The sequence below is a fragment of the Photobacterium angustum genome (assembly GCF_002954615.1).
Lineage (GTDB): Bacteria > Pseudomonadota > Gammaproteobacteria > Enterobacterales > Vibrionaceae > Photobacterium > Photobacterium angustum_A.
The window spans coordinates 2,624,235-2,649,835 of record NZ_MSCJ01000001.1 but is presented as its reverse complement, the minus strand read 5'-3'; the positions used below and the strand labels follow the sequence as shown (position 1 = coordinate 2,649,835).

The 25,601-nt window shown below is 42.4% G+C and carries 37 protein-coding genes; 27 read left to right on the top strand and 10 right to left on the bottom strand.

Annotation, left to right across the window (positions count from 1 at the left end; translation table 11 throughout):
• Position 1 precedes the first annotated feature (1 nt).
• The 27 genes from rplD (at position 2) to BTO08_RS11865 (ending at position 13,736) form a co-directional block, all read left to right on the top strand.
• A complete protein-coding gene (rplD, locus tag BTO08_RS11995) occupies positions 2-604 on the top strand; it encodes a 50S ribosomal protein L4 (RefSeq protein ID WP_005370911.1) in 603 nt (200 codons plus the stop codon).
• The gene (gene rplW / locus BTO08_RS11990) at positions 601-903 is read left to right on the top strand and encodes a 50S ribosomal protein L23 (RefSeq protein ID WP_005370910.1); all 303 of its coding nucleotides are present in this window, start codon (positions 601-603) and stop codon (positions 901-903) included. The genes rplD and rplW overlap by 4 nt, the downstream gene beginning before the upstream one ends.
• 18 nt (positions 904-921) lie before the next feature.
• Positions 922-1,746 (top strand): 50S ribosomal protein L2, encoded by an 825-nt coding sequence (gene rplB / locus BTO08_RS11985; RefSeq protein ID WP_045084936.1) that lies wholly within the window; start codon positions 922-924, stop codon positions 1,744-1,746.
• Positions 1,747-1,764: 18 nt separating this feature from the next.
• Positions 1,765-2,043: a 30S ribosomal protein S19 gene (rpsS, locus tag BTO08_RS11980; RefSeq protein ID WP_005302795.1), complete on the top strand. Its 279-nt coding sequence runs from the start codon at positions 1,765-1,767 to the stop codon at positions 2,041-2,043.
• A gap of 10 nt (positions 2,044-2,053) precedes the next feature.
• Positions 2,054-2,386: a 50S ribosomal protein L22 gene (rplV, locus tag BTO08_RS11975; RefSeq protein ID WP_005302797.1), complete on the top strand. Its 333-nt coding sequence runs from the start codon at positions 2,054-2,056 to the stop codon at positions 2,384-2,386.
• Positions 2,387-2,405: 19 nt separating this feature from the next.
• Positions 2,406-3,095 carry a 30S ribosomal protein S3 gene (gene rpsC, locus BTO08_RS11970; RefSeq protein WP_005371002.1) on the top strand — a complete coding sequence of 230 codons (690 nt, stop codon included), beginning with the start codon at positions 2,406-2,408 and terminating at the stop codon, positions 3,093-3,095.
• Positions 3,096-3,106: 11 nt separating this feature from the next.
• A complete protein-coding gene (gene rplP / locus BTO08_RS11965; protein WP_005371000.1) occupies positions 3,107-3,517 on the top strand; it encodes a 50S ribosomal protein L16 in 411 nt (136 codons plus the stop codon).
• The gene (rpmC, locus tag BTO08_RS11960; RefSeq protein ID WP_005370998.1) at positions 3,517-3,708 is read left to right on the top strand and encodes a 50S ribosomal protein L29; all 192 of its coding nucleotides are present in this window, start codon (positions 3,517-3,519) and stop codon (positions 3,706-3,708) included. The genes rplP and rpmC overlap by 1 nt, the downstream gene beginning before the upstream one ends.
• Positions 3,708-3,962, top strand: a complete 255-nt coding sequence (gene rpsQ / locus BTO08_RS11955) for a 30S ribosomal protein S17 (protein ID WP_005370996.1) — start codon at positions 3,708-3,710, stop codon at positions 3,960-3,962. Before rpmC ends, rpsQ begins: the two co-directional genes overlap by 1 nt.
• A gap of 166 nt (positions 3,963-4,128) precedes the next feature.
• Entirely contained in the window at positions 4,129-4,500 is a 372-nt protein-coding gene (rplN, locus tag BTO08_RS11950; protein ID WP_005370993.1) for a 50S ribosomal protein L14, read from the top strand.
• 12 nt (positions 4,501-4,512) lie between these two features.
• Complete coding sequence (rplX, locus tag BTO08_RS11945) at positions 4,513-4,824, top strand: 50S ribosomal protein L24 (RefSeq protein ID WP_045084935.1); 312 nt, start codon at positions 4,513-4,515, stop codon at positions 4,822-4,824.
• A gap of 15 nt (positions 4,825-4,839) precedes the next feature.
• Complete coding sequence (gene rplE / locus BTO08_RS11940) at positions 4,840-5,379, top strand: 50S ribosomal protein L5 (RefSeq protein WP_005370989.1); 540 nt, start codon at positions 4,840-4,842, stop codon at positions 5,377-5,379.
• Between the two features lie 15 nt (positions 5,380-5,394).
• The gene (gene rpsN / locus BTO08_RS11935) at positions 5,395-5,700 is read left to right on the top strand and encodes a 30S ribosomal protein S14 (RefSeq protein ID WP_005370985.1); all 306 of its coding nucleotides are present in this window, start codon (positions 5,395-5,397) and stop codon (positions 5,698-5,700) included.
• Positions 5,701-5,736: 36 nt separating this feature from the next.
• Positions 5,737-6,129, top strand: coding sequence for a 30S ribosomal protein S8 (gene rpsH / locus BTO08_RS11930; RefSeq protein ID WP_005370983.1), 393 nt, complete (start codon positions 5,737-5,739; stop codon positions 6,127-6,129).
• Positions 6,130-6,141: 12 nt separating this feature from the next.
• Positions 6,142-6,675 carry a 50S ribosomal protein L6 gene (rplF, locus tag BTO08_RS11925; protein ID WP_005370981.1) on the top strand — a complete coding sequence of 178 codons (534 nt, stop codon included), beginning with the start codon at positions 6,142-6,144 and terminating at the stop codon, positions 6,673-6,675.
• A 9-nt stretch (positions 6,676-6,684) separates the two neighbouring features.
• Positions 6,685-7,038, top strand: a complete 354-nt coding sequence (gene rplR / locus BTO08_RS11920; RefSeq protein ID WP_005370979.1) for a 50S ribosomal protein L18 — start codon at positions 6,685-6,687, stop codon at positions 7,036-7,038.
• A 12-nt stretch (positions 7,039-7,050) separates the two neighbouring features.
• Positions 7,051-7,548, top strand: a complete 498-nt coding sequence (rpsE, locus tag BTO08_RS11915) for a 30S ribosomal protein S5 (protein ID WP_005370977.1) — start codon at positions 7,051-7,053, stop codon at positions 7,546-7,548.
• Positions 7,549-7,553: 5 nt separating this feature from the next.
• Positions 7,554-7,733 carry a 50S ribosomal protein L30 gene (rpmD, locus tag BTO08_RS11910; protein ID WP_005302823.1) on the top strand — a complete coding sequence of 60 codons (180 nt, stop codon included), beginning with the start codon at positions 7,554-7,556 and terminating at the stop codon, positions 7,731-7,733.
• A gap of 5 nt (positions 7,734-7,738) precedes the next feature.
• On the top strand, positions 7,739-8,173 hold the full coding sequence (rplO, locus tag BTO08_RS11905) for a 50S ribosomal protein L15 (RefSeq protein ID WP_005370970.1): 435 nt from the start codon (positions 7,739-7,741) through the stop codon (positions 8,171-8,173).
• Positions 8,174-8,195: 22 nt separating this feature from the next.
• Positions 8,196-9,521: a preprotein translocase subunit SecY gene (secY, locus tag BTO08_RS11900; protein ID WP_005370968.1), complete on the top strand. Its 1,326-nt coding sequence runs from the start codon at positions 8,196-8,198 to the stop codon at positions 9,519-9,521.
• A 31-nt stretch (positions 9,522-9,552) separates the two neighbouring features.
• Positions 9,553-9,666, top strand: a complete 114-nt coding sequence (gene rpmJ, locus BTO08_RS11895; protein ID WP_000868186.1) for a 50S ribosomal protein L36 — start codon at positions 9,553-9,555, stop codon at positions 9,664-9,666.
• Positions 9,667-9,811: 145 nt separating this feature from the next.
• Positions 9,812-10,168, top strand: coding sequence for a 30S ribosomal protein S13 (gene rpsM, locus BTO08_RS11890; RefSeq protein WP_005370966.1), 357 nt, complete (start codon positions 9,812-9,814; stop codon positions 10,166-10,168).
• A gap of 19 nt (positions 10,169-10,187) precedes the next feature.
• The gene (gene rpsK / locus BTO08_RS11885; RefSeq protein ID WP_005370963.1) at positions 10,188-10,577 is read left to right on the top strand and encodes a 30S ribosomal protein S11; all 390 of its coding nucleotides are present in this window, start codon (positions 10,188-10,190) and stop codon (positions 10,575-10,577) included.
• Positions 10,578-10,609: 32 nt separating this feature from the next.
• Positions 10,610-11,230, top strand: coding sequence for a 30S ribosomal protein S4 (gene rpsD / locus BTO08_RS11880; protein ID WP_005370959.1), 621 nt, complete (start codon positions 10,610-10,612; stop codon positions 11,228-11,230).
• A gap of 23 nt (positions 11,231-11,253) precedes the next feature.
• Positions 11,254-12,243: a DNA-directed RNA polymerase subunit alpha gene (locus BTO08_RS11875; RefSeq protein ID WP_005370957.1), complete on the top strand. Its 990-nt coding sequence runs from the start codon at positions 11,254-11,256 to the stop codon at positions 12,241-12,243.
• Positions 12,244-12,277: 34 nt separating this feature from the next.
• Positions 12,278-12,661 carry a 50S ribosomal protein L17 gene (gene rplQ / locus BTO08_RS11870; protein ID WP_005370955.1) on the top strand — a complete coding sequence of 128 codons (384 nt, stop codon included), beginning with the start codon at positions 12,278-12,280 and terminating at the stop codon, positions 12,659-12,661.
• A 94-nt stretch (positions 12,662-12,755) separates the two neighbouring features.
• Positions 12,756-13,736: a glycosyltransferase family 4 protein gene (locus tag BTO08_RS11865; protein ID WP_105061081.1), complete on the top strand. Its 981-nt coding sequence runs from the start codon at positions 12,756-12,758 to the stop codon at positions 13,734-13,736.
• A 1-nt stretch (position 13,737) separates the two neighbouring features.
• Here the strand turns inward: BTO08_RS11865 and BTO08_RS11860 are convergent, their stop codons facing one another.
• The 10 genes from BTO08_RS11860 to BTO08_RS11815 all read right to left on the bottom strand — a co-directional run bounded on the left by BTO08_RS11860 (position 13,738) and on the right by BTO08_RS11815 (position 25,591).
• Positions 13,738-15,201: a response regulator gene (locus tag BTO08_RS11860; RefSeq protein ID WP_105061080.1), complete on the bottom strand. Its 1,464-nt coding sequence runs from the start codon at positions 15,199-15,201 to the stop codon at positions 13,738-13,740.
• Positions 15,198-15,893 carry a hypothetical protein gene (locus BTO08_RS11855; RefSeq protein ID WP_105061079.1) on the bottom strand — a complete coding sequence of 232 codons (696 nt, stop codon included), beginning with the start codon at positions 15,891-15,893 and terminating at the stop codon, positions 15,198-15,200. Before BTO08_RS11855 ends, BTO08_RS11860 begins: the two co-directional genes overlap by 4 nt.
• A complete protein-coding gene (locus tag BTO08_RS11850; protein ID WP_105061078.1) occupies positions 15,890-18,580 on the bottom strand; it encodes an SLBB domain-containing protein in 2,691 nt (896 codons plus the stop codon). The genes BTO08_RS11855 and BTO08_RS11850 overlap by 4 nt, the downstream gene beginning before the upstream one ends.
• A complete protein-coding gene (locus tag BTO08_RS11845) occupies positions 18,577-19,362 on the bottom strand; it encodes an OmpA family protein (RefSeq protein ID WP_105061077.1) in 786 nt (261 codons plus the stop codon). Before BTO08_RS11845 ends, BTO08_RS11850 begins: the two co-directional genes overlap by 4 nt.
• Positions 19,362-19,673, bottom strand: coding sequence for an STAS domain-containing protein (locus BTO08_RS11840; protein WP_105061076.1), 312 nt, complete (start codon positions 19,671-19,673; stop codon positions 19,362-19,364). The genes BTO08_RS11845 and BTO08_RS11840 overlap by 1 nt, the downstream gene beginning before the upstream one ends.
• Positions 19,674-19,724: 51 nt before the next feature.
• Positions 19,725-21,512 (bottom strand): sugar transferase, encoded by a 1,788-nt coding sequence (locus tag BTO08_RS11835; protein ID WP_105061075.1) that lies wholly within the window; start codon positions 21,510-21,512, stop codon positions 19,725-19,727.
• Positions 21,513-21,522: 10 nt separating this feature from the next.
• Positions 21,523-22,590, bottom strand: coding sequence for a glycosyltransferase (locus BTO08_RS11830; protein ID WP_105061074.1), 1,068 nt, complete (start codon positions 22,588-22,590; stop codon positions 21,523-21,525).
• Positions 22,583-24,031: a sugar transporter gene (locus tag BTO08_RS11825; protein WP_105061073.1), complete on the bottom strand. Its 1,449-nt coding sequence runs from the start codon at positions 24,029-24,031 to the stop codon at positions 22,583-22,585. Before BTO08_RS11825 ends, BTO08_RS11830 begins: the two co-directional genes overlap by 8 nt.
• 4 nt (positions 24,032-24,035) lie before the next feature.
• Complete coding sequence (locus BTO08_RS11820; RefSeq protein WP_105061072.1) at positions 24,036-24,374, bottom strand: hypothetical protein; 339 nt, start codon at positions 24,372-24,374, stop codon at positions 24,036-24,038.
• A gap of 65 nt (positions 24,375-24,439) precedes the next feature.
• Positions 24,440-25,591: a glycosyltransferase gene (locus tag BTO08_RS11815; protein WP_105061071.1), complete on the bottom strand. Its 1,152-nt coding sequence runs from the start codon at positions 25,589-25,591 to the stop codon at positions 24,440-24,442.
• Between the last annotated feature and the right edge of the window lie 10 nt (positions 25,592-25,601).

Below are 25,601 nucleotides of genomic sequence, written 5' to 3'. Positions count from 1 at the left end.
AATGGAATTGGTAGTCAAAGGCGCTGACGCGCTAACTGTCTCCGAAACTACTTTTGGGCGTGATTTCAATGAAGCGCTTGTACACCAAGTAGTTGTTGCTTTTGCAGCAGGTGCTCGTCAGGGTACACGTGCTCAGAAGACTCGTTCAGACGTTTCTGGTGGTGGCGCTAAGCCATGGCGCCAGAAGGGTACTGGTCGCGCTCGTGCAGGTACAATCCGCAGTCCGCTATGGCGTTCTGGTGGTGTTACTTTCGCTGCTCGTCCTCAGGATCACAGCCAAAAAGTAAACAAGAAAATGTACCGCGGTGCTATGAAGAGCATTCTTTCTGAGCTAGTTCGTCAAGAGCGTCTAATCGTTGTTGATAACTTTGCTCTAGAAGCACCAAAGACAAAAGCACTAGTAGCTAAGCTTAAAGAGCTTGAGCTAACTGATGCACTAATCGTAACTGGTGAGCTAGAAGAAAATCTATTCCTAGCAGCACGTAACCTATACAAAGTAGACGTACGTGATGCGAAGGCAATCGATCCAGTTAGCTTAATCGCTTTCGATAAAGTTGTTATGACTGCAGCAGCAGTTAAAGCAGTTGAGGAGATGCTAGCATGATCACTGAAGAGCGTATTTTAAAAGTTCTACGTGCTCCGCACATCTCTGAAAAAGCATCAATGGCTGCAGAAAACGCTAATACTATCGTTTTCAAAGTAGCATTGACAGCAACTAAGAAAGAGATCAAAGCAGCAGTTGAGAAACTGTTCGAGGTTGAAGTTAAGTCTGTAAATACTCTTATCACTAAGGGTAAGACCAAACGTCAAGGTATGCGCCAAGGCCGTCGTTCAGACGTGAAGAAAGCGTACGTTATCTTGAAAGAAGGTCAAGACATCGACTTCGCTGGTAGTGCAGAGTAAGGCTAGGAGCAAAGAAGAATGGCTATTGTAAAATGTAAGCCGACTTCCCCAGGTCGTCGCCACGTAGTTAAAGTGGTTAACTCTGACCTGCATAAGGGTAAGCCGTACGCACCACTACTAGAGAAAAACTCTAAGACTGGTGGTCGTAACAATAACGGTCGTATCACAGTACGTCACATCGGTGGTGGTAATAAACAACATTACCGTCTAATCGACTTCAAACGTACTAAAGATGGCATCCCAGCGAAAGTTGAGCGCCTAGAATACGATCCAAACCGTAGCGCAAACATTGCTCTAGTTCTGTACGCAGACGGTGAGCGCCGCTACATTATCGCACCTAAAGGTCTCCAAGCTGGTGATGTTATCCAGTCTGGTCAAGATGCTGCTATTAAAGTTGGTAACACATTACCAATGCGCAACATCCCAGTAGGTTCAACAGTACACTGTGTTGAACTTAAGCCTGGTAAAGGTGCTCAGCTGGCTCGTTCAGCTGGTGCATACGCTCAGATCATTGCACGTGCAGGCACTTATGTGACTCTACGTCTACGTTCTGGTGAGATGCGTAAAGTTCTTGCTGAAGGTCGTGCGACTCTAGGTGAAGTTGGTAATGCAGAACACATGCTACGTGAGCTAGGTAAAGCTGGTGCTTCACGTTGGCGCGGTGTTCGTCCAACTGTACGTGGTGTTGTAATGAACCCAGTTGATCACCCACACGGTGGTGGTGAAGGTCGTACATCAGGCGGTCGTCACCCAGTAACACCTTGGGGTGTTCCAACTAAGGGTTACAAGACTCGTAAGAACAAGCGTACCGACAAGTACATCGTACGTCGTCGTAATAAGTAATTATAAAGAGGATACGCCATGCCACGTTCTCTCAAGAAAGGTCCATTTATTGACCTACACTTGCTGAAGAAGGTAGAGAAAGCGTTGGAAAGCGGTGACAAAAAGCCTGTTAAGACTTGGTCCCGTCGCTCAATGATCATCCCTCAGATGATCGGTTTGACCATCGCTGTCCATAATGGTCGTCAGCACGTACCTGTTTTCGTTTCTGAAGAAATGATCGGTCACAAGCTAGGCGAATTTGCACCAACACGTACTTACCGTGGCCATGCTGCGGATAAGAAAGCTAAAAAGCGCTAAGGAGTAGGTAATGGAAGCTATCGCTAAACATCGCTTTGCTCGCATTTCGCCGCAAAAAGCTCGTTTGGTTGCAGATCAACTGCGCGGTAAGCCAGTTGCTCAAGCTCTAGAAATTCTTAACTTCAGCAACAAAAAAGCTGCTGATTTAATCAAGAAAGTTTTAGAGTCAGCTATCGCTAACGCAGAACACAACGAAGGCGCAGACATTGATGATCTTAATGTTGCTAAAATCTTCGTTGACGAAGGTCCTACCATGAAGCGTATTATGCCTCGTGCTAAAGGCCGTGCCGATCGCATCTTGAAGCGTTCTAGCCACATCACTGTTGTTGTAGCAGACCGCTAAGAGACTAGGAGAGAAAGCAATGGGTCAGAAAGTACATCCTAATGGTATTCGTTTAGGCATCGTTAAGCCTTGGAATACCACTTGGTTTGCTAACAGCCAAGAGTTCGCTGACAACCTAGACGGCGATTTCAAGGTACGCCAGTTCCTTACTAAGGAACTAGCAAAAGCATCTCTATCACGCATCGTTATCGAGCGTCCTGCTAAGAGCATCCGTGTGACTATTCACACAGCTCGTCCAGGCGTAGTTATCGGTAAGAAAGGTGAAGACGTAGAGAAACTACGTGCAGCAGTAGCGAAGATCGCGGGCGTTCCAGCTCAGATCAACATCGCTGAAGTACGTAAGCCAGAACTAGACGGTCAACTAGTAGCAGACAGCATTTCGTCTCAGCTAGAGCGTCGTGTTATGTTCCGTCGCGCTATGAAGCGTGCAGTTCAAAACGCTATGCGTCTTGGCGCTAAAGGTATCAAAGTTGAAGTAAGTGGTCGTCTAGGCGGCGCTGAAATCGCACGTACTGAGTGGTACCGTGAAGGCCGTGTGCCTCTACACACTCTTCGTGCTGACATTGATTACGCAACTTCTTCGGCTCACACCCAATACGGTGTTATCGGCGTTAAAGTTTGGATCTTCAAAGGTGAAGTTCTAGGCGGTATGCCGGTTGAAGAGCCAAAGGCTGAGAAGCCTAAGAAGCAGCGCAAAAGCCGTAAATAAGGAGTTTATTGATGCTGCAACCAAAACGCACTAAATTCCGCAAGGCCTTTAAAGGCCGTAACCGCGGTCTAGCGAACGGTACTGAAGTAAGCTTTGGTCAATTTGGCCTTAAAGCTGTTGGTCGTGGTCGACTAACTGCTCGTCAAATCGAAGCTGCACGTCGTGCTATGACTCGTCATATCAAACGTCAGGGCCAAATCTGGATTCGTGTATTCCCAGACAAACCAATCACATCTAAGCCTCTTGAAGTTCGTCAAGGTAAAGGTAAAGGTAGTGTGGCTTACTGGGTTGCTCAAGTTCAACCAGGTAAAGTTCTATACGAAATGAACGGTGTTTCTGAATCACTAGCACGTGAAGCATTTAACCTTGCTGCACGTAAGCTACCAATCAAAACCACTTTCGTAATTAAGGCGGTGATGTGATGAATGCACAAGATCTACGCGCTAAAAGCGTTGAAGAGCTGAATGCAGAGCTTGTGAACTTGCTACGTGAACAGTTTAACTTGCGCATGCAAGCTGCGACTGGTCAACTACAGCAGACTCACAATCTAAAAACTGTACGTCGTGATATCGCACGTGTTAAAACCGTTCTGACTGAGAAGGCTAGCGCATAATGAGCGAGAAAATTCGTACTCAGCTTGGTCGCGTAGTTAGCGACAAAGGCGATAAGTCTATTGTTGTTGCTATCGAGCGTAAAGTGAAGCACCCGATCTACGGTAAGTACATCACACGCACGACTAAGCTTCATGCACATGACGAAAACAACGAGTGTGGCCTAGGCGATACTGTTGAAGTTCGTGAATGTCGTCCAATGTCAAAGACTAAGTCTTGGACACTGGTACGAGTAGTTGAAAAAGCACGTATCTAATTACTGACTTTTCAGCTATTTAAGTTAGCGGCCCTAAAAATTTTGGGGCCGTTCATTTTTTATCTACCCATCGAGCGAAAATGGTGTTATCATTCGCCGCCTTTGAAGAAAAGGCATATCGACTCGTTTTGGGTCTAGATGTTTAAAAAATTAGCGGAGCACTAACATGATCCAAATGCAAAGTATGCTTGATGCAGCGGATAACTCCGGCGCACGTAGCGTAATGTGTATTAAGGTTCTGGGTGGTTCTCACCGTCGCTATGCACATATCGGTGACATCATCAAGGTTACAGTGAAGGAAGCAATTCCTCGCGGTAAAGTAAAGAAAGGTGATGTACTGAAAGCGGTGGTTGTACGCACCCGTAAAGGCGTTCGTCGTCAAGATGGCTCTGTCATTCGCTTTGACCGTAATGCTTGCGTATTGTTGAACGACAACACTGAGCAACCTATCGGTACCCGTATTTTCGGCCCTGTGACTCGTGAACTTCGTAATGCGAAATTCATGAAGATTGTATCACTAGCGCCAGAAGTACTTTAAGGAGCGACTATAATGGCAGCTAAAATCCGTCAAAACGACGAAGTTATCATTCTTGCTGGTAAAGACAAAGGCAAGACTGGTAAAGTAACTAAGGTTCTAGCAACCGGTAAAGTTATCGTTGAAGGTATCAACATGGTTAAGAAACACCAGAAGCCAGTTCCGGCAATGGGTGTTCAGGGCGGTATCGTTGAGCAGGAAGCTGCGATCGATGCGTCTAATGTTGCTATCGTTAACGGTCAAGGTAAAGCGGACCGTGTAGGCTTCCGATTTGAAGACGGCAAAAAAGTTCGTTTCTTCAAGTCGACTGGCGAAACTATTAAGTAAGTTTGGAGTAGTACTATGGCGAAACTGCATGATTACTACAAAGAGACTGTTGTAAAAGAGCTTTCTGAAAAGTTTGAATACAAGAGTATCATGCAAGTCCCAAGGATCGAAAAGATCACACTTAACATGGGTGTGGGCGAAGCTATCAACGACAAGAAGCTGCTAGAGAATGCTGCTGCTGACATGACTGCAATTTCAGGTCAGAAGCCGCTAATCACTGTAGCACGTAAGTCAGTTGCAGGCTTTAAGATCCGTGAGGGCTACCCTATTGGCTGTAAAGTAACCTTACGTGGCGAGCGTATGTGGGACTTTTTCGACCGTCTAATTTCAATTGCTGTACCGCGTATTCGTGACTTCCGTGGTTTAAACCCTAAGTCATTCGATGGTCGTGGTAACTACAGCATGGGCGTTCGTGAGCAGATCATCTTCCCAGAAATCGATTTCGATAAAGTAGATCGTGTACGTGGTTTAGACATCACTGTTACAACTTCTGCTAAATCTGATGAAGAAGCTCTAGCTCTACTGTCTGCTTTTAACTTCCCATTCCGTAAGTAAAAGTAAGGGTTACTAATGGCTAAAGAATCTATGAAGGCACGCGAAGCTAAACGTGCCAAGCTAGTAGCTAAGTTCGCTGAAAAGCGTGCAGCGCTAAAAGCTCTAATTAGCGACGTGAATGCGTCTGAAGAAGATCGCTGGAATGCAGTGCTTAAACTTCAGTCACTACCACGTGATTCTGCGAAGTCTCGTCAGCGTAATCGCTGTAACCAGACTGGACGTCCACACGGCTACCTACGTAAGTTCGGTCTTAGCCGTATCAAGGTTCGTGAAGCTTGCATGAAAGGCGAGATTCCGGGTCTACGTAAAGCAAGCTGGTAATCCAGTAAGCAATTCAGAATCACGGAGTATTAACTTATGAGCATGCAAGATCCGATTTCGGATATGCTGACCCGTCTTCGTAACGGTCAGGCAGCGAAAAAAGTTGCTGTAAAAATGCCATCTTCTAAGCTTAAAGTAGCTATCGCTGCTCTACTTAAAGAAGAAGGTTATGTGGCTGACTACACCTTATCTGGTGATGTTAAGCCTGAGCTAGAAGTTACTCTTAAGTACTTCGAAGCTAACCCAGTTATTGAGCAAATCCAACGTGTATCACGTCCTGGTCTACGCATCTACAAGAAAAAAGATGCGCTACCATCAGTGATGGGTGGCCTTGGTATTGCTGTTGTTTCCACTTCCAAGGGTCTTATGACCGACCGTGCTGCACGCAAAGCGGGTCTTGGCGGTGAGATTATCTGCTACGTAGCATAATAGGAGTAGGATATGTCTCGTGTTGCAAAAGCACCTGTAGTTATTCCTGCCGGCGTAGAAGTTAAACTTAACGGTCAGGAAATTACTGTGAAAGGTAGTAAAGGCGAACTAGTTCGTACTATCCATGATGCAGTAGTTTTAACTTTGGAAGAGAACAAAGTTACTTTCGGTCCTCGTGAAGGATTCGATAAAGCTTGGGCACAAGCAGGTACTGCTCGTGCACTAGTGAACAATATGGTTGTTGGTGTTACTGAAGGCTTCACTAAGAAGCTGACTCTTAAGGGTGTAGGTTACCGTGCTGCTGTTAAAGGCAACGCTGTAGGTCTAACTCTAGGTTTCTCTCATCCAGTTGAGCACGAACTTCCAGCAGGTATCAAAGCTGAATGCCCATCACAAACTGAAATCGTACTTACAGGTACTGATAAGCAGTTAGTTGGTCAGGTAGCTGCTGATATTCGCGCTTACCGTAGCCCTGAACCTTACAAAGGTAAAGGTGTTCGTTACGCCGACGAAGTTGTGCGTACTAAAGAAGCTAAGAAGAAGTAAGGTAACACTATGGATAAGAAAGCATCTCGTATCCGTCGTGCGACCCGAGCACGTCGTAAGATTGCTGAACTGGGCGCAACTCGCCTAGTTGTACACCGTACTCCACGTCACGTGTACGCTCAGGTAATTGCACCGAACGGCTCTGAGGTTATCGCAGCCGCTTCTACCGTAGAAAAAGCGATCCGTGAGCAAGTTAAGAGTACCGGAAACAAAGACGCTGCTACAGCTGTAGGTAAAGCTATTGCTGAGCGCGCGATTGAAAAAGGCATCTCTAACGTTGCATTCGATCGTTCTGGTTTCCAATACCACGGCCGTATCGCTGCACTAGCAGAAGCTGCTCGTGAAGCTGGTCTGAAATTCTAAGGTAGGCGGAAGATGGCTAACGAAAAGACACAATCAGATTTGAATGAAAAGCTGATCGCTGTTAACCGTGTTTCAAAAACGGTTAAAGGTGGTCGTATTTTCAGCTTTACTGCACTAACAGTAGTTGGTGACGGTAACGGTCGCATCGGTTTTGGTTACGGTAAAGCACGTGAAGTGCCAGCTGCAATCCAGAAAGCGATGGAAAAAGCACGTCGTAACATGGTTACAATTGCAATCAACGAAGGTACTCTTCACCACGCTGTTAAAGGCCGTCACACTGGTTCTCAAGTGTACATGCAGCCAGCATCAGAAGGTACAGGTATCATCGCAGGTGGTGCAATGCGTGCAGTGCTAGAAGTTGCGGGTATCCGTAACGTACTAGCTAAAGCATACGGTTCTACTAACCCTATCAACGTTGTTCGCGCAACAATTGATGGTCTTAGTGGAATGAACTCTCCAGAAATGATCGCTGCTAAGCGTGGTCTTTCTGTTAAAGAAATTCTGGAGTAATCGACATGGCTAAAACTATTAAAGTAACCCAAACAAAGAGCTCTATCGGTCGTTTACCGAAGCATAAAGCTACTTTGCGTGGCCTAGGCCTTCGTCGCATCAACCATACTGTAGAACTTGAAGATACTGCTTGCGTACGCGGCATGATCAACAAGGTTTACTACATGGTTAAAGTTGAGGAGTAATCAGTATGCGTTTGAATACTCTATCACCGGCTGCTGGTTCTAAGCCTTCTGCGAAGCGCGTAGGCCGTGGTATCGGTTCAGGTCTGGGCAAAACTTGTGGCCGTGGTCACAAGGGTCAGAAATCACGTTCAGGTGGTTCTGTACGTCCAGGCTTCGAAGGCGGTCAAATGCCTTTGAAACAGCGTCTACCAAAATTCGGTTTTACGTCTCGTAAGAGCCTTGTAACAGCTGAAGTTCGTCTAGCTGAGCTAGCGAAAGTTGAAGGTGATGTTGTAAGCCTTGAAACACTAAAAGCTGCGAATGTTATCACTAAGGACATTAAGTTCGTGAAAGTTGTACTTTCTGGTGAAATCGCTCGTTCAGTAACAGTGAAAGGCCTACGCGTTACTAAAGGCGCTCAAGCTGCTATCGAAGCTGCCGGCGGTAAAATCGAGGAATAATTAACTCGAGGATGAGGTACAGATGGCTAAACAACCAGGACAAGATTTTCGTAGTGCACAAGGTGGCCTAGCAGAGCTTAAGTCACGCCTATTATTCGTATTAGGTGCGATCTTAATATTCCGAGCAGGTTCTTTTGTACCTATTCCTGGTATTGACGCTGCTGTACTTGCCAGTCTGTTCGAACAGCAAAAGGGTACCATCATTGAGATGTTTAACATGTTCTCTGGTGGTGCACTCTCGCGTGCTTCTATTTTAGCTCTGGGCATAATGCCGTATATTTCTGCGTCTATTATTGTCCAGTTGCTAACTGTAGTTCATCCAGCATTAGCTGAGTTGAAGAAAGAAGGTGAGGCTGGCCGTCGTAAGATAAGTCAGTACACCCGATACGGTACGCTTGTCTTGGCAACCTTCCAAGCAATTGGTATTGCAACGGGGTTACCGAGTATGATTCCAGGGCTTGTACATAATCCAGGCCCTAGTTTCTATTTTGTTGCAGTGGTTAGTTTGGTTACCGGCACCATGTTTTTAATGTGGTTAGGTGAACAGATTACCGAGCGTGGTATTGGTAACGGTATATCGTTGATTATTTTCACCGGTATCGTTGCTGGTTTACCGCCAGCGATTGGACAGACCGTAGAGCAAGCGCGTCAAGGCGAATTGCACGTACTTCTTCTACTGTTAATTGCAGTTATATCTTTTGCTGTTATTTACTTTGTAGTGTTCATGGAACGTGGTCAGCGTCGTATCGTCGTTAACTACGCCAAGCGTCAACAAGGCCGTCGTGTCTTTGCTGCACAGAGCACACACTTGCCGTTGAAAATCAACATGGCAGGTGTTATACCAGCAATTTTTGCATCAAGTATTATTCTTTTCCCAGGTACACTGGCTCAGTGGTTTGGTCAAAGTGAAGGTCTAGGTTGGTTAAGTGATATTTCACTTGCTTTAAGCCCTGGTCAGCCTTTATATGTAATGCTTTATGCTGCTGCGATTATATTCTTCTGTTTCTTCTACACCGCGTTGGTGTTTAACCCACGCGAGACAGCTGATAACTTGAAGAAGTCTGGTGCATTTATACCTGGTATACGCCCGGGTGAACAGACCGCAAAATATATAGATAAAGTGATGACGCGTTTGACTCTTGCAGGTGCGTTATATATTACCTTTATCTGTCTGATCCCCGAGTTCATGATGATAGCATGGAATGTACGCTTTTATTTTGGTGGTACTTCCCTACTAATCGTAGTTGTTGTTATTATGGATTTCATGGCTCAAGTTCAGACACATTTGATGTCTCAACAATATGAGTCAGTTTTGAAAAAGGCTAATCTGAAAGGCTACGGTCGCTAAGTTTAGTTATCCATATTTACGGAGTTTAGCAATGAAAGTTCGTGCTTCCGTTAAGAAAATCTGCCGTAACTGTAAAGTTATCAAGCGCAACGGTGTTGTGCGTGTAATTTGCAGTGAGCCAAAGCATAAACAACGCCAAGGCTAATTAGCAGAAATATTTCTTGCAAATTGAAGATAGGTTGGCTACATTAGCCAACCATATTTTGTTATGTGCAAAAGAATTGTACCACCGCTGCGTATCCTCAACGGGCTCTGCAGCGGTTATTCTTGTAAAGTACTAGGAGTGAATAGTGGCCCGTATTGCAGGCATTAACATTCCTGATCAAAAGCATGCTGTTATCGCATTAACTGCGATCTACGGCATTGGTAAAACACGTTCTCAAGCTATTTTAGCTGAAACGGGTATTGCTGAAGATGTTAAGATCAGTGAACTAACTGAAGAGCAGATCGATCTACTGCGTGATGGTGTAGCTAAGTACACTGTAGAAGGTGATCTTCGTCGTGAAATTTCCATGAACATCAAGCGCCTAATGGATCTTGGTTGTTACCGTGGTCTTCGTCACCGTCGCAGTCTACCTCTACGTGGACAGCGTACTAAAACCAACGCTCGTACCCGTAAGGGTCCGCGCAAGCCGATCAAAAAATAGTCGGATAAGGTAGAGTACAATGGCAAAACAACCAACTCGCGCTCGTAAGCGCGTACGCAAGCAAGTAGCTGATGGCGTTGCGCACATCCATGCTTCTTTCAATAACACAATCGTAACCATTACTGACCGTCAAGGTAACGCTCTATCTTGGGCTACTGCAGGTGGTTCAGGTTTCCGTGGTTCTCGTAAATCTACTCCGTTCGCTGCACAGGTTGCTGCTGAGCGTTGTGGTGAAATGGCCAAAGAATATGGCGTTAAGAACCTAGAAGTTATGGTTAAGGGCCCTGGTCCTGGTCGTGAGTCTACAATCCGTGCTTTAAACGCAGCGGGTTTCCGTATCACTAACATTGTTGATGCGACTCCGATCCCTCATAACGGTTGTCGTCCACCTAAGAAACGTCGCGTATAACGTTTCGTTTCTAGGAAATTGGAGAAAGAAAAATGGCAAGATATTTGGGTCCTAAGCTAAAGCTTAGCCGTCGCGAAGGCACTGACTTATTCCTTAAGTCTGGTGTACGTGCGATTGATACCAAGTGTAAGATTGATAACGCGCCGGGCCAACATGGTGCTCGTCGTGGTCGTCTATCTGATTACGGCGTTCAGCTTCGTGAGAAGCAGAAAGTTCGTCGTACATATGGCGTACTAGAAAAACAATTCCGTAACTACTACAAGACAGCTGCCCGCATCAAGGGTAACACAGGTGAAAACCTGCTTCAGCTTCTTGAAGGTCGTCTAGATAACGTAGTTTACCGCATGGGCTTTGGTGCAACTCGCGCAGAAGCACGTCAGCTGGTAAGCCACAAAGCGATCCTAGTTAACGGTCAAGTCGTAAACGTTCCTTCTTTCAAGGTAGCGGCAAACGACGTTGTTAGCATTCGTGAGAAAGCTAAGAACCAAGCACGCATTAAAGCAGCTCTAGAAGTTGCTACACAGCGTGAACTACCGACTTGGGTCGAAGTAGACAGCAGCAAGATGGAAGGTACGTTTAAGCGTCTTCCAGAACGTTCTGATTTGTCTGCCGACATCAATGAACACCTGATCGTCGAGCTTTACTCTAAGTAAGGCTACAGTTAAGAGAGGACACAATGCAGGGTTCTGTAACAGAATTTCTTAAGCCGCGTCTTGTTGACATCGAACAAGTTAGCACGACACACGCAAAAGTAACTCTAGAGCCATTAGAGCGTGGTTTTGGCCACACTTTAGGAAACGCTCTTCGTCGTATTTTATTATCTTCTATGCCAGGTTGTGCTGTAACAGAAGTTGAAATCGACGGTGTGTTACATGAGTACAGCACCAAAGAAGGCGTTCAGGAGGATATCCTTGAAATTCTTCTAAACCTTAAAGGTCTAGCCGTTAAGGTTGAGGGTAAAGATGAAGTTATTCTTACTCTGAACAAATCTGGTGCAGGCCCTGTTGTTGCAGGTGACATCACCCATGATGGTGATGTTGAGATTGCGAACCCAGAGCACGTAATCTGCCATATTACTGATGACAATGCTGAATTAAGCATGCGCATCAAGGTAGAACGTGGTCGCGGCTACGTACCAGCATCAGCTCGTATTCACACTGAAGAAGATGAGCGTCCAATTGGTCGTCTGTTAGTAGATGCTACTTACAGCCCAGTGGACCGTATTGCTTACGCTGTTGAAGCAGCTCGCGTCGAACAACGCACTGACTTAGACAAGCTAGTAATCGATATGGAGACTAATGGTACTCTTGATCCTGAGGAAGCTATCCGTCGTGCAGCAACTATTCTTGCTGAACAATTGGATGCATTCGTAGATCTTCGAGATGTACGTGTTCCTGAAGAGAAAGAAGAGAAGCCGGAGTTCGATCCGATCCTACTGCGTCCTGTAGACGATCTTGAACTAACTGTTCGCTCTGCTAACTGTCTAAAAGCAGAAGCGATCCACTACATCGGTGATCTTGTTCAGCGTACTGAGGTTGAGCTTCTTAAAACGCCAAACCTTGGTAAGAAGTCTTTGACAGAAATCAAAGATGTATTGGCATCTCGTGGTCTATCTCTAGGTATGCGCCTAGAAAATTGGCCGCCAGCTTCAATCGCTGAAGATTAATAGTTTACTGATATCTAGTTAGAAGGATTAGGTCATGCGCCATCGTAAGAGTGGTCGTCAACTCAACCGCAACAGCAGTCATCGTAAAGCGATGTTCAGCAACATGGCTAGCTCTCTGGTACGTCACGAATTAATTAAGACTACCTTGCCTAAAGCAAAAGAGCTACGTCGCGTAATTGAGCCTTTGATTACCCTAGCTAAGACAGACAGTGTTGCTAACCGTCGTCTTGCATTCGCTCGTACTCGTGACAACGAAGTTGTTGCGAAACTATTTAACGAACTAGGTCCACGCTTTGCTGCGCGTCCTGGTGGTTACACTCGTATCATGAAGTGCGGTTTCCGTACTGGTGATAAAGCTCCTATGGCTTACATCGAGTTATTAGACCGTCCTGCAAAGGAAGAAGCTGCTGCTGAATAAGCAATAGCCGTTAAATAAGAAGAGAAGCCGAGTCATTAGACTCGGCTTTTTTTTTGCATGTAATTTATAATGATGAATTCATTATGTGGTTACTATGCTCTATGTGATGCTTGATAGTTCAGGGTTTGGAGGGATTGAAAGTCATGTACTACAGCTTTCATTACTTCTTAAAGATAAGAAAATTCCGTTTAAAGTCGTTTTTATCTCTAAAGCATTTAATCACCCGCTTTATCGTTTATTAGAACAAAACCAAATTGAATACTTTACCGCAGCGAGTTTTGTCCATTTTTCATTGCTAGTTCAGTCTCATGATATTTTGCATGCTCATGGATATAAATCTTCACTATGGGCGCGATGTTTAAAGCTGCTACGGAGATGTAAGGTACTTACCAGTTTTCACGCAGGTGAGTTTTTAATTGGACGTTTAGCTTTTTATGAGTGGCTTAATCGTTCGACTAGTTTTTTATCGACGAATTTTGCTGTAAGTGACGAGATTAAATCGAAAGTGCCTTTTCAGTGTTACGTCCTAAATAACTTTATTCATTCTATTCCTTCCTTTGTTTTGCGTAGCCGACATACGATTTTGCAAGTCGGTTTTGTTGGACGACTGTGTCATGTCAAAGGCATTGACCGTTATCTACAACTTTCTAACCAATGTCCAACCATTAAATTCCATGTTTTTGGTGATGGTGAAGAATCTAATTTATTGGGGAGTTATCCCAATATTAAATGGCATGGTGCCGTAGAAGATATGTCATCGCACTGGAATAAAATTGATTTATTGCTTATCTCTTCTCGCGCAGAAGGACTACCAATGGCAGCTTTAGAGGCGATGGCATATGGCATTCCTGTTATAGGAACCAAAGTGGGTGATTTACCTTTACTTGTTGATACGAGATGGCTTGTTGATGAGTTCGATTGGTCAAAGTTAGTCTGGTATATCCTATGTTTTGATTCTATGACTAACAAAGAGTGGCAAGCGTGCTCTAAATATAGTTACATTCAAATTGTAACTAAATTTAGTGGAAAACAACGCTGGAAGATACTTGCTAACGCCTATGGAATTGAGCAGTAATTTATCTATATATGCTAATTAATGTTTTATCATCAATGGTTGAGCGTTGTGGGTTTTGCCAGATTTTCTTATGCCTTTCTTTTGCTTGATAATGTGTTAATCGATTGATTTGTTTGATTGTTATTGGGTGGTTTATGAGTCCATCGCTGTAACAATGAAGGCTGACATTTTTGGTTAGTGTAATGAGTTTTGGTTCTATGGTTAATTGGGTATTGATCCCTAATAAGCCCATATTTTCTTCTAGATGTATGCTCTTATCATGACTTAGTTGGAGTGCTGCTGGCATACCAGCATTGTAGATGTGTACAGTATTATTGTTATCTATGATCATTATCATTAAGCAAATTAAATGACGATTATTAGGTGCAGCAATAAGTTGTTGATTGAGTATTTCACATATTTCTTTAGGACTCTCTATACCTGCATCAAGCAAACCAGCAATATAACCAAACCAGCCTATACCGTTAGCTTTCGCTAATGGACCATGTCCCATATTATCTCCTAGGATTAGCATTGCAGGCTTTTCTTTCTCTGGTTTTCGATATAGTAAAAAATCGCCTTGATTTATTGGGTATTGATCAATATCTATAGTGATATCGCGAAGTGTAATTTGGGATGGAAATTCTGATTGATAAGGTGTCATTTGTGCTAGTAATTGTTTTTCAAAAACAGAGGCTAGCGTGCTATGGCGCTTTAGTACTCGTTTTAAGATTGTAAGTAATTTTTCTTTATTCAGTGGTTTTGTTAAATAGTCATCAATACCTGCTCTTGCAGCTTCTAAAAGTGTGGCGTCTTTGTTGTCTGCTGATATGAAGATAAAGGGTAATGATTGGCAGTGTTTGAGCTTTGTCACTTTATCTCTAAAACTGAAACCATCTATATTGGGCATGTGTAAATCTGTTATCACCATGTCACATTGGCTATGCGCTAACCAATCGAGAGCTTCACTGGGCTTACTGAAGAGAATGAGTTGATAGTGGTGGCGAAGAAAGGTTGCAAAGAGTGCGAGTTGACTTGGGCTATCATCAACAATAAGGAGCTGCGGTTTTGGCTTTTGTTGTGGAAGGTTGAATTGAATAATATTTTGGTGGTTGGTCAGAAAATATTTAAAGTCAGGGAAGTAGGTATTGATCAGGGCTAGCCCTAGTTTATTGCAAGTTGGCTCTTCAGGTAATGTTGCTGAGCTTATTTTTTCTTTCATTGCTTGCCAATGAGAGCCGTTATCAATGATTTCAAATCGTGCTTGATTATTACGTAAGCCATATTTTAATTCAACGTGGCTTGCGGTTAACCGTTGATGTGCAAGTAAATTAACACAGTACTCATTACAAACTAGGATCATATGCTGACTTAGCTCATAGTTTAAATTGAGCTTATGGCTTTGTGATTTTAGCCAGTGTCTGATTGTTTTTAAGTTTTCGTAATTTAAGCAAAAAGTCTGTTTGAATAATATCTGATTGATCATTGATACTTTCCTTGTAGGAGCTGGCTGCTTTTTAGCATTGCGGTAATTTTTGCTTTGATTCTTTCGGGAAGCCACCACGCTTTGGTATTGAGACTTTTTAATAATCGTTGTGCGAGCGTCGGATTAAACTGATCATTAATAATAATACCGATGATATTGCAGTTACTTTTTTCTAGTTTGGTAATACTTGTTAGTAGTTCACTTTCTGTCGTTTTGGCTGCGGAAAGGCATAGAAGAATGCCATCGCTGGCATTGGCGATGTTAACGGCGGGTAAATTACGCCAGTTAGCGGTGTTGATATTACCTGTATCGCAAATAATATAGTGATAATGTTGCTGCCAATATTGAAGAAGATAGCGAAGTTTATGGGGTTGTCGTAATGTGAGTACAGTGGATTGATCTTTAGGTTGAGGCAATATATCGAGAAAGGGATGTTTTTTGATGAGGTTTTGATCTTTATTCTTATTTTCGGTTTCCCATGGTATTGACTCGTATCCTTGTCCTGATCCAGAAAGATCAAGATCGATCAATAGCACTTTTGTTTGGTTTACAGAGCAACGTTCCGCTAGCCAATAACTCATTGTTGAACTTCCGCACTTTTGATTACAGCTAGCAACACAAATAATGCGTAGTTGTTGCTGGTGTAATTGTTGGAATAGGTGTTCCATTTCTTCGCTCAACCAAGGTTTCATAATGCAGCTCCTATTACAAGTAAGGTCGTTACAAAACTAAATGCGTCTTGAAGACCCTGTCTTAATAGCGTGCTTGTTGAATCATCTTCATTGGGTACATATACCGTATCTCCTGGACGAAGCATGGGGATCGGTGTTTCTGATGGATATTTTATGTAGTCCCGTAGACTGAACGTTTGGCTTTTATCTCCGCAACATGAACTATTGACGATCATTATTTTATCTATATAAGCTTTATCTGTTGGACCGCCTGCTTCTGCTAATAAATCGAGTAAAGACATCTGACTATTGAATGAGTAACGTCCTGGTTTTTTTACTTCTCCCATGAGTCTTACAACGCGATTTGCAGGTTTATCTAACCAATTTCCATCTCGTTGTGGAATATAAATAACATCGCCAGGGACGACTTTAGGCAATAAGCTTTCATCGCCAGTTTCAAAATACAGAGTAAGGTTTAGTGTTGTGACATTGGCATGAGTCCCGTTACGATGGCTGATTTTTATTTGCTGTAAGTTCGCATCTTTGTTCGGGCCATCTGCTGCAGAAAGAATATCTAAAAAACCTAACTCACTATTAAATGCATATCGACCTGGCGCGTTTATCGCCCCAAAGACATAAATAGATTCATCTGCATTTTGTCGTATCCATGTTGATTTATTATCACTGGGATCATGCGGCAGCTCATCGACCATAATGGTATCTCCCGCTCTGATGGTGGGGAGTGCTGCAAAGTTACCGCCGCGATCGATGAATTTCTCTAAATTAAAATAAATAATACTATTTGGATCGTTTTTGTTTTTCTTGATAATGCGAATACTGCTTAAGTTAGCGCTTTCTAATGGGCCGCCTGCAAGAGCAAAAATCTCTAAGAAAGTGAGTTTTTTGTTCCACTTAAATCGCCCAGGCCCTTTTACTGATCCAATAACCATGACGGTTTTATCGTCTTTCGTTTGAGTTGTTTGCGGCACATAAATGACATCGCCAGGAAGTACGGTAGGAAGAAGGTTCTCATTACCAGTTTCAAAGTAATTAGCGAGGTCAAGGTGAGAAACTATTGTTCTTTTACCATTACGGTGAGTGATGAGAACATCTTGTAAATCAGCATCACTATTTGGACCATCAGCGGCTGAGAGAATATCAAGAAATCCCTGCTCATCGTTAAACGCATATCGTCCAGGGGCTCCAACAGAACCAAATATATAAATTGAGTCTTTCGGTGATTGGCGTAACCAGCTTGCCTTATTATCACTGGGATCATCAGGGAGTTCATCGACAATGATTGTCATTCCTGCGGACAAGTGCGGTAGTAATCTTTTGGGGCTTCCTTCTTTCATGAAGTTTTGAAGGTTAAAGAAAGATACATCATGTCCATTATCGAGATTTTCATTTTCTAATATTAATCGAATATTACTTAAGTTGGCTCGTTTTGTTGGACCTTCGGCATGGGCTAGTAAATCCATAAAGTCCATTGCGGGACTCCATTCATAGCGTCCCGGTACGTTGACGGCACCGATGATTTTAATTGAGCGGTCTTCTGTTATTTTAAGCCATGACTTTTCACTAACAGTTGCTTTCTCTGGGACAAAAACAACATCGCCAGTTTTCATCAGTGGAATATCATAAGTATGCGGTGACTTGGTATATTCGACTAAGTTTATTGTCATTGGAGCTTCTGTTTCGCTAAGTATTTTTATCTGAGTGGTATCAGCGAAACGGGTAGGTCCTCCGGCATTGGCGAGTACATCAATAAATTTTGTTTTTTTTCCTATTTCGTATGCGCCTGCAGCTTTCACTTCCCCCATGACAAACACTGTTCTTGCTGTTGTACTGATGTCATCAATTTCAATCGGTGCGAAAATTGTGGTTCCCTCTTTTATAGGAGGAAGGTGTTGGGTGTCACCTGTATCTAAGAAGGTTTTTAGATCAAAGATATAAGGTTTATTATCGGTAACCACTCGAATTTTTGTAACATCGGCATAGCGTGTCACACCATCTGCACGCATGAGTGCATCAACCACATTCATTTCTGGCTTATAGCTGAATGTGCCCGGATTTCGGACTTCACCAAATAATGTTAATCCACTGTTTTTGTTTGAATCACCTGTGTTTTGAATCGTTGCGGCATCAAAATCAACTTCAATATTGCCGAGCAGTGGAGAGACGGGGACGAAGAGGGTATCGCCATTGGTTAAGGTCGGTAGATTCGAGATATCACCAGTATCTAAATACTTTTTATAATTAAAAGGTTGGGATATACCATTATGGGTGATAGAGAACTTGTCTAACTGTGCACCTGGTCTTGCGCCGCCAACAGCAGCAAGCGCTAATTGAATATTACTATCGGGTTTAAGTGAAACAGTACCTGGAGTTTCAACATAGCCAAGTACATGAATACGGATGAGTTGTTCTTTTAAGGTAAGCTTAAAGTCATCAAGGTTAAGGTAGATAGACGATAGCTTTTGCTTTATTTTTTGTTCAGCATCTTTGATCGTGAGTCCTGCGATGGATACAGTACCTACCTCTGGGAGTTGAATTTTTCCGTTATCATCAATAGTGAAATCGTCACTGAATGCTTTTTCGCCAGGCACAAATAGGTAAATACGATCGCCTGCTGTTAGCGTAATTGTATTGTCTGCTTGTAAAGGGAAGCATATAAAGAGAATGAGTAGGCAGAAGACACGGATCATAAGCCATCTCGAATTGCATGCCAGTCCTTAATATCAAATACGCGATGAATAGACTGAGCGTGATGTTCAACCAAGACTTTTGCTTCTACTTTCCTGTTATTAAGCTGTTTTGTGAGAGTATTATCGGCAATGGCTTGTGTTTCCCCAACACTCAGTACACTTATCTGATTAGGATCAACGCCATTTTCAACCAAGAAGTCTTTAACTGTATTGGCTCTTTCTAAGCCAAGAACATAGTTATTCTGTTCATTACCTTGGCTATCGGTATAGCCAATAAGTTGCAAGTGCCAGTGTTCTTGACGTTTAATAATTCCAGCCGCATAGCGGAGTGATTCTTGATAATCAGGCAACAAGGCTGTTTTATTTAGCGCAAACTGGTTATCGACAGCCATATATAATAAGAAACGTTCTTTGAGTTCTACTTCCGAATAATTTGGGTCAAGACATAGTGTGTGGTATTCCAACCAATCCATTTGCTTTTGGATCACGGCATTCTGGGTTTGGTATTTTAAAAGGGTAATTTCAGCATCACGCTCAAAACCGTGAAGAGCTTCTTCTCTCGCTTTTAAATACAGATTTTGTAATCGGATATATTGACCAGGAAGGCAATGTTTAGCGCCTCGTGTTGCAAGTAATTGGAGTTCAAACTGATGATGTTCGAGTTGATGAAGTTGTGTTTGATTTGGAGGTGGAAGCGGAATTTCTCCCTGCGCAGGCCAAAAAGTACTGCAACCTGTCAGTAGTAATAATAAGGCGACAAGTAGCAATAAAGGCGATTTCATTAGGTTAACTCTGCTGATGTGATAAGTGGGATCACTTTATCAATCCTGAGCATTTGCATCAGCTCTCTAGGTTGACCGTTAACATTAAGTAGACGTAAACGACGACCTCGGCTTTTTAAGCGTTTATAGAGAAAAACAATGGCACCAATACCACATGAATCGATAAATTGGACTTGTGTCATATCAATGACGAGTTCCATACGCTCGGTTTGGCTGAGAACATCAAATTCACTTTCAAGCTCTCTTGCTCTTTGCGCATCAAATTCATCTTGTAGAGCAAGTGCGATAACCGAACTGGACGATGCGAACATAGTTATTCCTTATTCTCTATTTTAAATAATATGATTCAAAGGTTGTGCCAACTATTGTCCACGTCTCGTTACCATAATGTATGCTGTTTTAAGCAATATCCAGCAGTCCATTCTAAGCCATTGTAATGGTGACGCTAACGCGATCGCGTAGGCATGATCCCACGCGATCTTCGCTTTAACGTCCTCTATACAGCTGTCATAGCCTTGATTTACTTGTGCTAACCCAGTGATACCAGGGCGTAAACCGCGAGTGCGTTCTAAGTAGAAAGGCAATGCATTTTGCAAATTTCCACATAGTTCAGGGCGCTCAGGACGGGGGCCTATTAATGACATGTCTCCCTTTATCACATTAATAAATTGAGGCAGTTCATCTAACCGCGTATCTCTTAAGAAACAGCCTATACGTGTGATGCGAGGGTCATTTTTCTGTGACCATACCGCGCCACTTTTTGCTTCAGCGTTAGGTTTCATGGTGCGAAATTTCAACATGGAGAACAACATGATATGTTCATCATTGATTTGCCCGACTCGTACCTGTCGATAAAAAATATCACCTTTGGAATCTAATCGTATAAGTAAAGCAATCAGAGGCCATAACGGGAGTGTGACTAATAATCCGATACAGCTAAGAAGAATATCGAAGAAGCGTTTGAGGATAATTGTAAAAGAATGTTGATAAGTATTGAGAGGCGGTTGTTTTTTCCAGCCATGTCTAAATTGTCCAAAGATATAGCGCAGCATACCAATTAAAGAAGACAGATAACTGCCTATTAAATAATGTAATTTATCTAACAGTTTATTTTTTACACCCAATAGAGGTAGTGCCGCAAGACCATATCCAACAACTTGTAATCCCGTCAACCATAGGGCGAGATGTGATCCATGAACAGCGAGATAACAGGTTATGCTTAGGTACATGATGAAAAGGAAAGGCATTAAGGTCCTTAAACCTTTACCGGAAGCGAATAACCATTTGACCCCAGGCTGGTGGAGGTTAAACACAAAGCGGCAGCGGATCAGTTGTTGTAAGTTACCGGCGCCAATACGTTGTCTTCGTTGATGGGTTTGTTCATTGCTACTGATATCGAGTTCAATACTATTAATGCATTCATTATAAATAACATTATAACCTTGCTTAAGTACTTGCATCGGCAGCATAAAATCATCATTGATGGTGTCGTGAGGCAATGGCTGAAATAAGCGAGCTCGCATAATATAAAAAGCACCATTGCCACCAATAACACTGCCTAAATGTGATTCCGCAAAGCGCATATTATTTTGCCAAGACCAGTATTGCTTCTCACCTGTATTACCGTCATAAATAAGATAATTACCAGTGATTGCACCAACTTTAGGATCGTTGAAACTATGGGTGGCTTGTTTAAGGGCATCTATCGAGATAAGCGCAGATACATCACTTAATGCAACCAGTTCTGCATAAGGTTGTGCCATTGTCATTAGTTGATTAAGGCGCGCTAACTTTCCTTTATTGCTGGTGCTTATTTGCAACTGAAAATGAATATTAGCTCGTTGAAATTGCCTCTCCCATTGGCGACAAAGTTTTGCGGTTGCATCGCTACAACCATCGCAACAAATGAAGATAAAAAGTTTTTCGGCGGGATAATCGAGCATTAATAAATTAGCTAGTTTAGCGTTAATATGCGCCTCTTCATTATAAGCAGGGATGAGGATCGCAATGGCTGGAAAACTATCAGGTTCTACAGTAATGGCTTTTCGTTTTAAATGTTGTCCATACCACACCATTACAGCGCTATAGATAACATGGTGATAAATAATAATGATTGTTAGAATTAAAAGGATAAACCAACTTATCATCATGGTTTGCTCCTTACTTCGCGAGGGCTTCATAAGCTGCTGTCATCGTTCTCACATCAGCAACGTGTTGGATGAAATGCGCTGTTTTTGTTTCATTAGGTTTATGTGTCAGTACATGATCTAGAGCGTGAGCTAATTGGACAGGATCATTAGGCGATATTAATACGCTGTTTTCTGGGTGGGCGACATCGGGGATCGCACCAATATTTGATGCCACAATAGGTTTACCGCAAGCTTGTGCTTCAAGCAAAGCTAAGGGAAGTCCCTCATGACGTGATGGCATGCAGAACACATCAATAGCGCGATAAAAAGAACGCATGTTTTTACAGTAACCCAACCAGTGAATACGATGCTCAAGCTGTAAACGACAGGCGAGCTGTTTGAGGCTTGATAACTGCTCGCCATCACCTGCAATAACAAGATGATAATGTTCTGGAAGTGATGATAGGGCGATGAGCATGGTATCAATCCCTTTCTCTGAAACCAGTCGCCCAGCACAACCAATAAATATTTGTTTCTGAGGCAACGCTAAATCATGACGAGCCTCTGCTTGATCACCAATACAGTAAAAGTGACAGTCGATACCGTTATTAATAATATGATCGGCTGGACGACCTAATCGTTGATGAAGATCTTTGGCTATTGTTGGGGCATCGGCAACGAGTTCAACATGCTTATATTTTAATAGCCAACGAGTGAGGGTTTGTTGTTTTGGTTCTTCTAGATGCCAGCTGTCGTGCTCAGTATGTATGTGGGTTGTGCTTAATCCTAGTAGTGCGAGTCGACTATAGAGTAAAGGACCTAGGTGATGGCTATGAACTGTGGTGATCTTAAGCTTATTAACGAGCTTTCTTAATTGATAAGCGGTGTGGAGATGTATACCTGAGGGTTTATTTAAAAATATTAATTGGTTTCTAAAGGCTGATAACTCAGGCCACGCTGAAATAGCGGATGTGGCTGTTTCTTCTAATGAAGCGACATAAACACGATGATTTGATGAGGCAAAACGAACCAAATTAAGAACGAGCTTTTCTAATCCGCCAGGACGTAAATGTTGGACAACTTGTAGTGTTCTAATCATGCTTAAGTTCCTTTGAGAAGTAAGGAATGCGCACCAAGATTGGGTAAGATACTAACTGTCTGATATGGTTGGATTGATATAATCGCGTATCAAAAATAATCGAGATGCCTACAAGAAATAAAGCAATGACTGCGCCAAAAAGAATGCCAGATAAAAAGTTCATCCACCAAGGCCAATTTTGAGGGGCATTCGGTACTGAAGGTTTGTCTATTATTTTTAATTTGTCTGGTTCTTCAAAACGGCCAAGGTGACCGGTGACTCTGGCCATTTCATAGCGTTCTAATAGTTGGTTATAAATAGTCGATTTGACCTTATAATTACGATCTAAGCTGGTAAGTTTTTTTTCTAATTCTGCAAACTCCACCCGTTTTCCTATGATATTTGCAGCTTGTTTTTTGAGTAATACGAGCTCTTGATTAATGGCATCGATTTCAGATTCTGCTTGCTGCAATGCTTCAAATTGGCTGAGTAATATTGGTTGAGATTGTTTTTCAGGATCTTGAGAGCTATTGGCTAGTCGTTGCCATAAACTGTCGATTTGTTCTGGAGTAAGTGATTGCTGTAATTCAACTTGTCGAGTTCGCTCTTGTTTTAACCGGTTTAAACGGCGGAGCACATTCTTAATTGATGAGTGTTTATCGGTATAACTGGCACGTAAGATAGCAAGTTCGGCTTCGGCGATAACAATTTCTTGCTCTAGTTTGCCGATAACAGGATTAGTATTAATGAGCGTTTTATACATGCTGTCACGTTTACTTTTGGCATGGAGTAAAGCCAGCTCTGATTCGTTTATTTTCCTTACTAATTTAATACTCGTATCAACATTGACGCCTTGCAGGAGCGGTAAGTTATCAGCATTTTCTGCTTTAAAGGTGGCAAGCTCACTTTCCGCAAGTTCTAAATCTTTTTGGGTTGTCGTTAATTGTTTTTGTAAAAAAACTTCTGAATTATCAACCGAGGCTCGTCCTGGGGCTCGTAGCTTTTCTAAGAAAATTCGAGAGAGAGTATTTAATATCTCTGGAATTTGTTCAGGTTGTTGCCATACAAGACTCATTTGAACGAGATCGTTACCTGTCAAATCAAGGGTAATTCCTTTTTCGAGTTGAGCGGTAACGTGTTTAATTTTTTGTGGGTCTTTATCTGGTACTAGATCGAGTTCATCAATTACGATCGCCAAAGTCGATTGGCTTTGGATCACCACTTGGAGTGCTTTAATTCGCTGCTGTAGATTCATTGAAATAGACAAATCTTCTAAAAAAGGGTTAAGCAATGCGGCCTCCTGAACCAAAATAGTGGTTTCAGAGTAGTAATACTTAGTTTTAAGAAAACCGCCTATCGTCATTAAAAAAGGCATAATGATGATGGGTAAAACTAATAAATAACGATGAAGCCATAATCCATAAAGTAATGGATACAGCCGCGTTATAAAGAGGTGACGCATACCGTTAGTTACTCCGAAGAAGCAACGTATCGATTGTTATTTGAGGGGAATACTCCAACGTTAAAGGGATTTGATGGTCTTGTGCGATCTTTTCTATGTTTTGCATGCGTTTTTGGCTGTGTAATAAAGCTTCAAATTTATTATTGAGCTTAGCAGGGCCGACAGTCGCTGTTATTTGGTTATATGAGAAGGTTGAAAAAAATTGGGTAATTTTACGGTGTTGCTCTGCCGTTAACGTCACTTGTTCCGAACTAAAAAATAGCTCCAACTGCTTATTTGATTGCGAGGTACTGGCACACCCAACCAATCCTAACAAGATGATTAGATAAATTGTTCTTATCATCACGCATTCCTTTTTCTTGTGTGTATAAGAAAGATTGCAAAAAGAGTGCCTGATGTAAGGGTTTGTTATTCAGTCGTCGAATATCGTATTTTTTGTATGGCATGAATGATCTTTTCTATGCGTAGCTGCCAGCTGTCATGCTGAACACATTGATATGCTTTTCGTTTATATTCTGAGGCTTGCTGTGGGCTTAATTGTGTAATGCGATCAATTGCCGATAGCCATTCTTTCTGAGTTGTCGCAATTGATACTAAAGGTGAGTACTCTGCTGCGGCTTTGTAATCACTGCTGATGACAGGACATCCAGCCGCTAAATACTCTCTTAATTTTAAGGGGTTACACATTTTAATTTGTTGATTGTTGATGAAAGGTAAAATAGCGGCGTGCCAATGTTGTACATAACTAGCAAGTTGATTGTGAGGGACCGCTGGTAATAGATGGATATTCTCATTTTGCAATTGCTGAACTTGATGACACTCCTTATTCCCAAGTAAATAAAATTGTATCTGTGGACGCGCTAATGCGAGTTGTTGTAATAAATCGTAATCAAGCCAATTATTTAAACTGCCATAAAAGCCAATATTTTTTGTCCCTTTATCAATGGCTGGTGGGCACGCATGTTTTGATTGAAATAAATGAAGATCAACACCATGGGGCAAATAATGTGTCTTGTGCTTTGGGAAACGCGTCATTAATTGTTTGTTTGCGACATAAATAAGATCGGCTTGCATGCTCAACGTTTGTTCTGCTTGCATTGCTTTATCATGATCGACGCCAGTTAATGCAGAAAAGTCATCTCCACAGTAATAAATAATTAAATCAGCTTGGCAGAGTTCGATATATTCAATCGCACTTGGTAAGGCTATCCATAAAACACGATAGTGTTTTTTTTTGGGGAGTTGTGTCGTCAATAGCTTCTTATTGATGTACTTCATCACTTTATTTCGAGCTAATGGCCAAACGAGAGGTTTGATGATCTTTTTTAAATTTGTGGAGGAGATTTCAGTATCAGCTATTGCAGTACGGCGAGTAAAAGCCATGATCTTTTCGATGATACGCCTGATATCTTTAGCTTGAAGTTGGGGTTGCCTTAAACCAATAGAATTGATCCAATAGACGGGATATTGCTTAGCAATGATTGATATTAAGTGCTGAGTGCTAGAAGGGTGTCGCCCCCAATCTTCACCAAAAATAATAAATTCTATATCACGCCCCATGATTCAAATC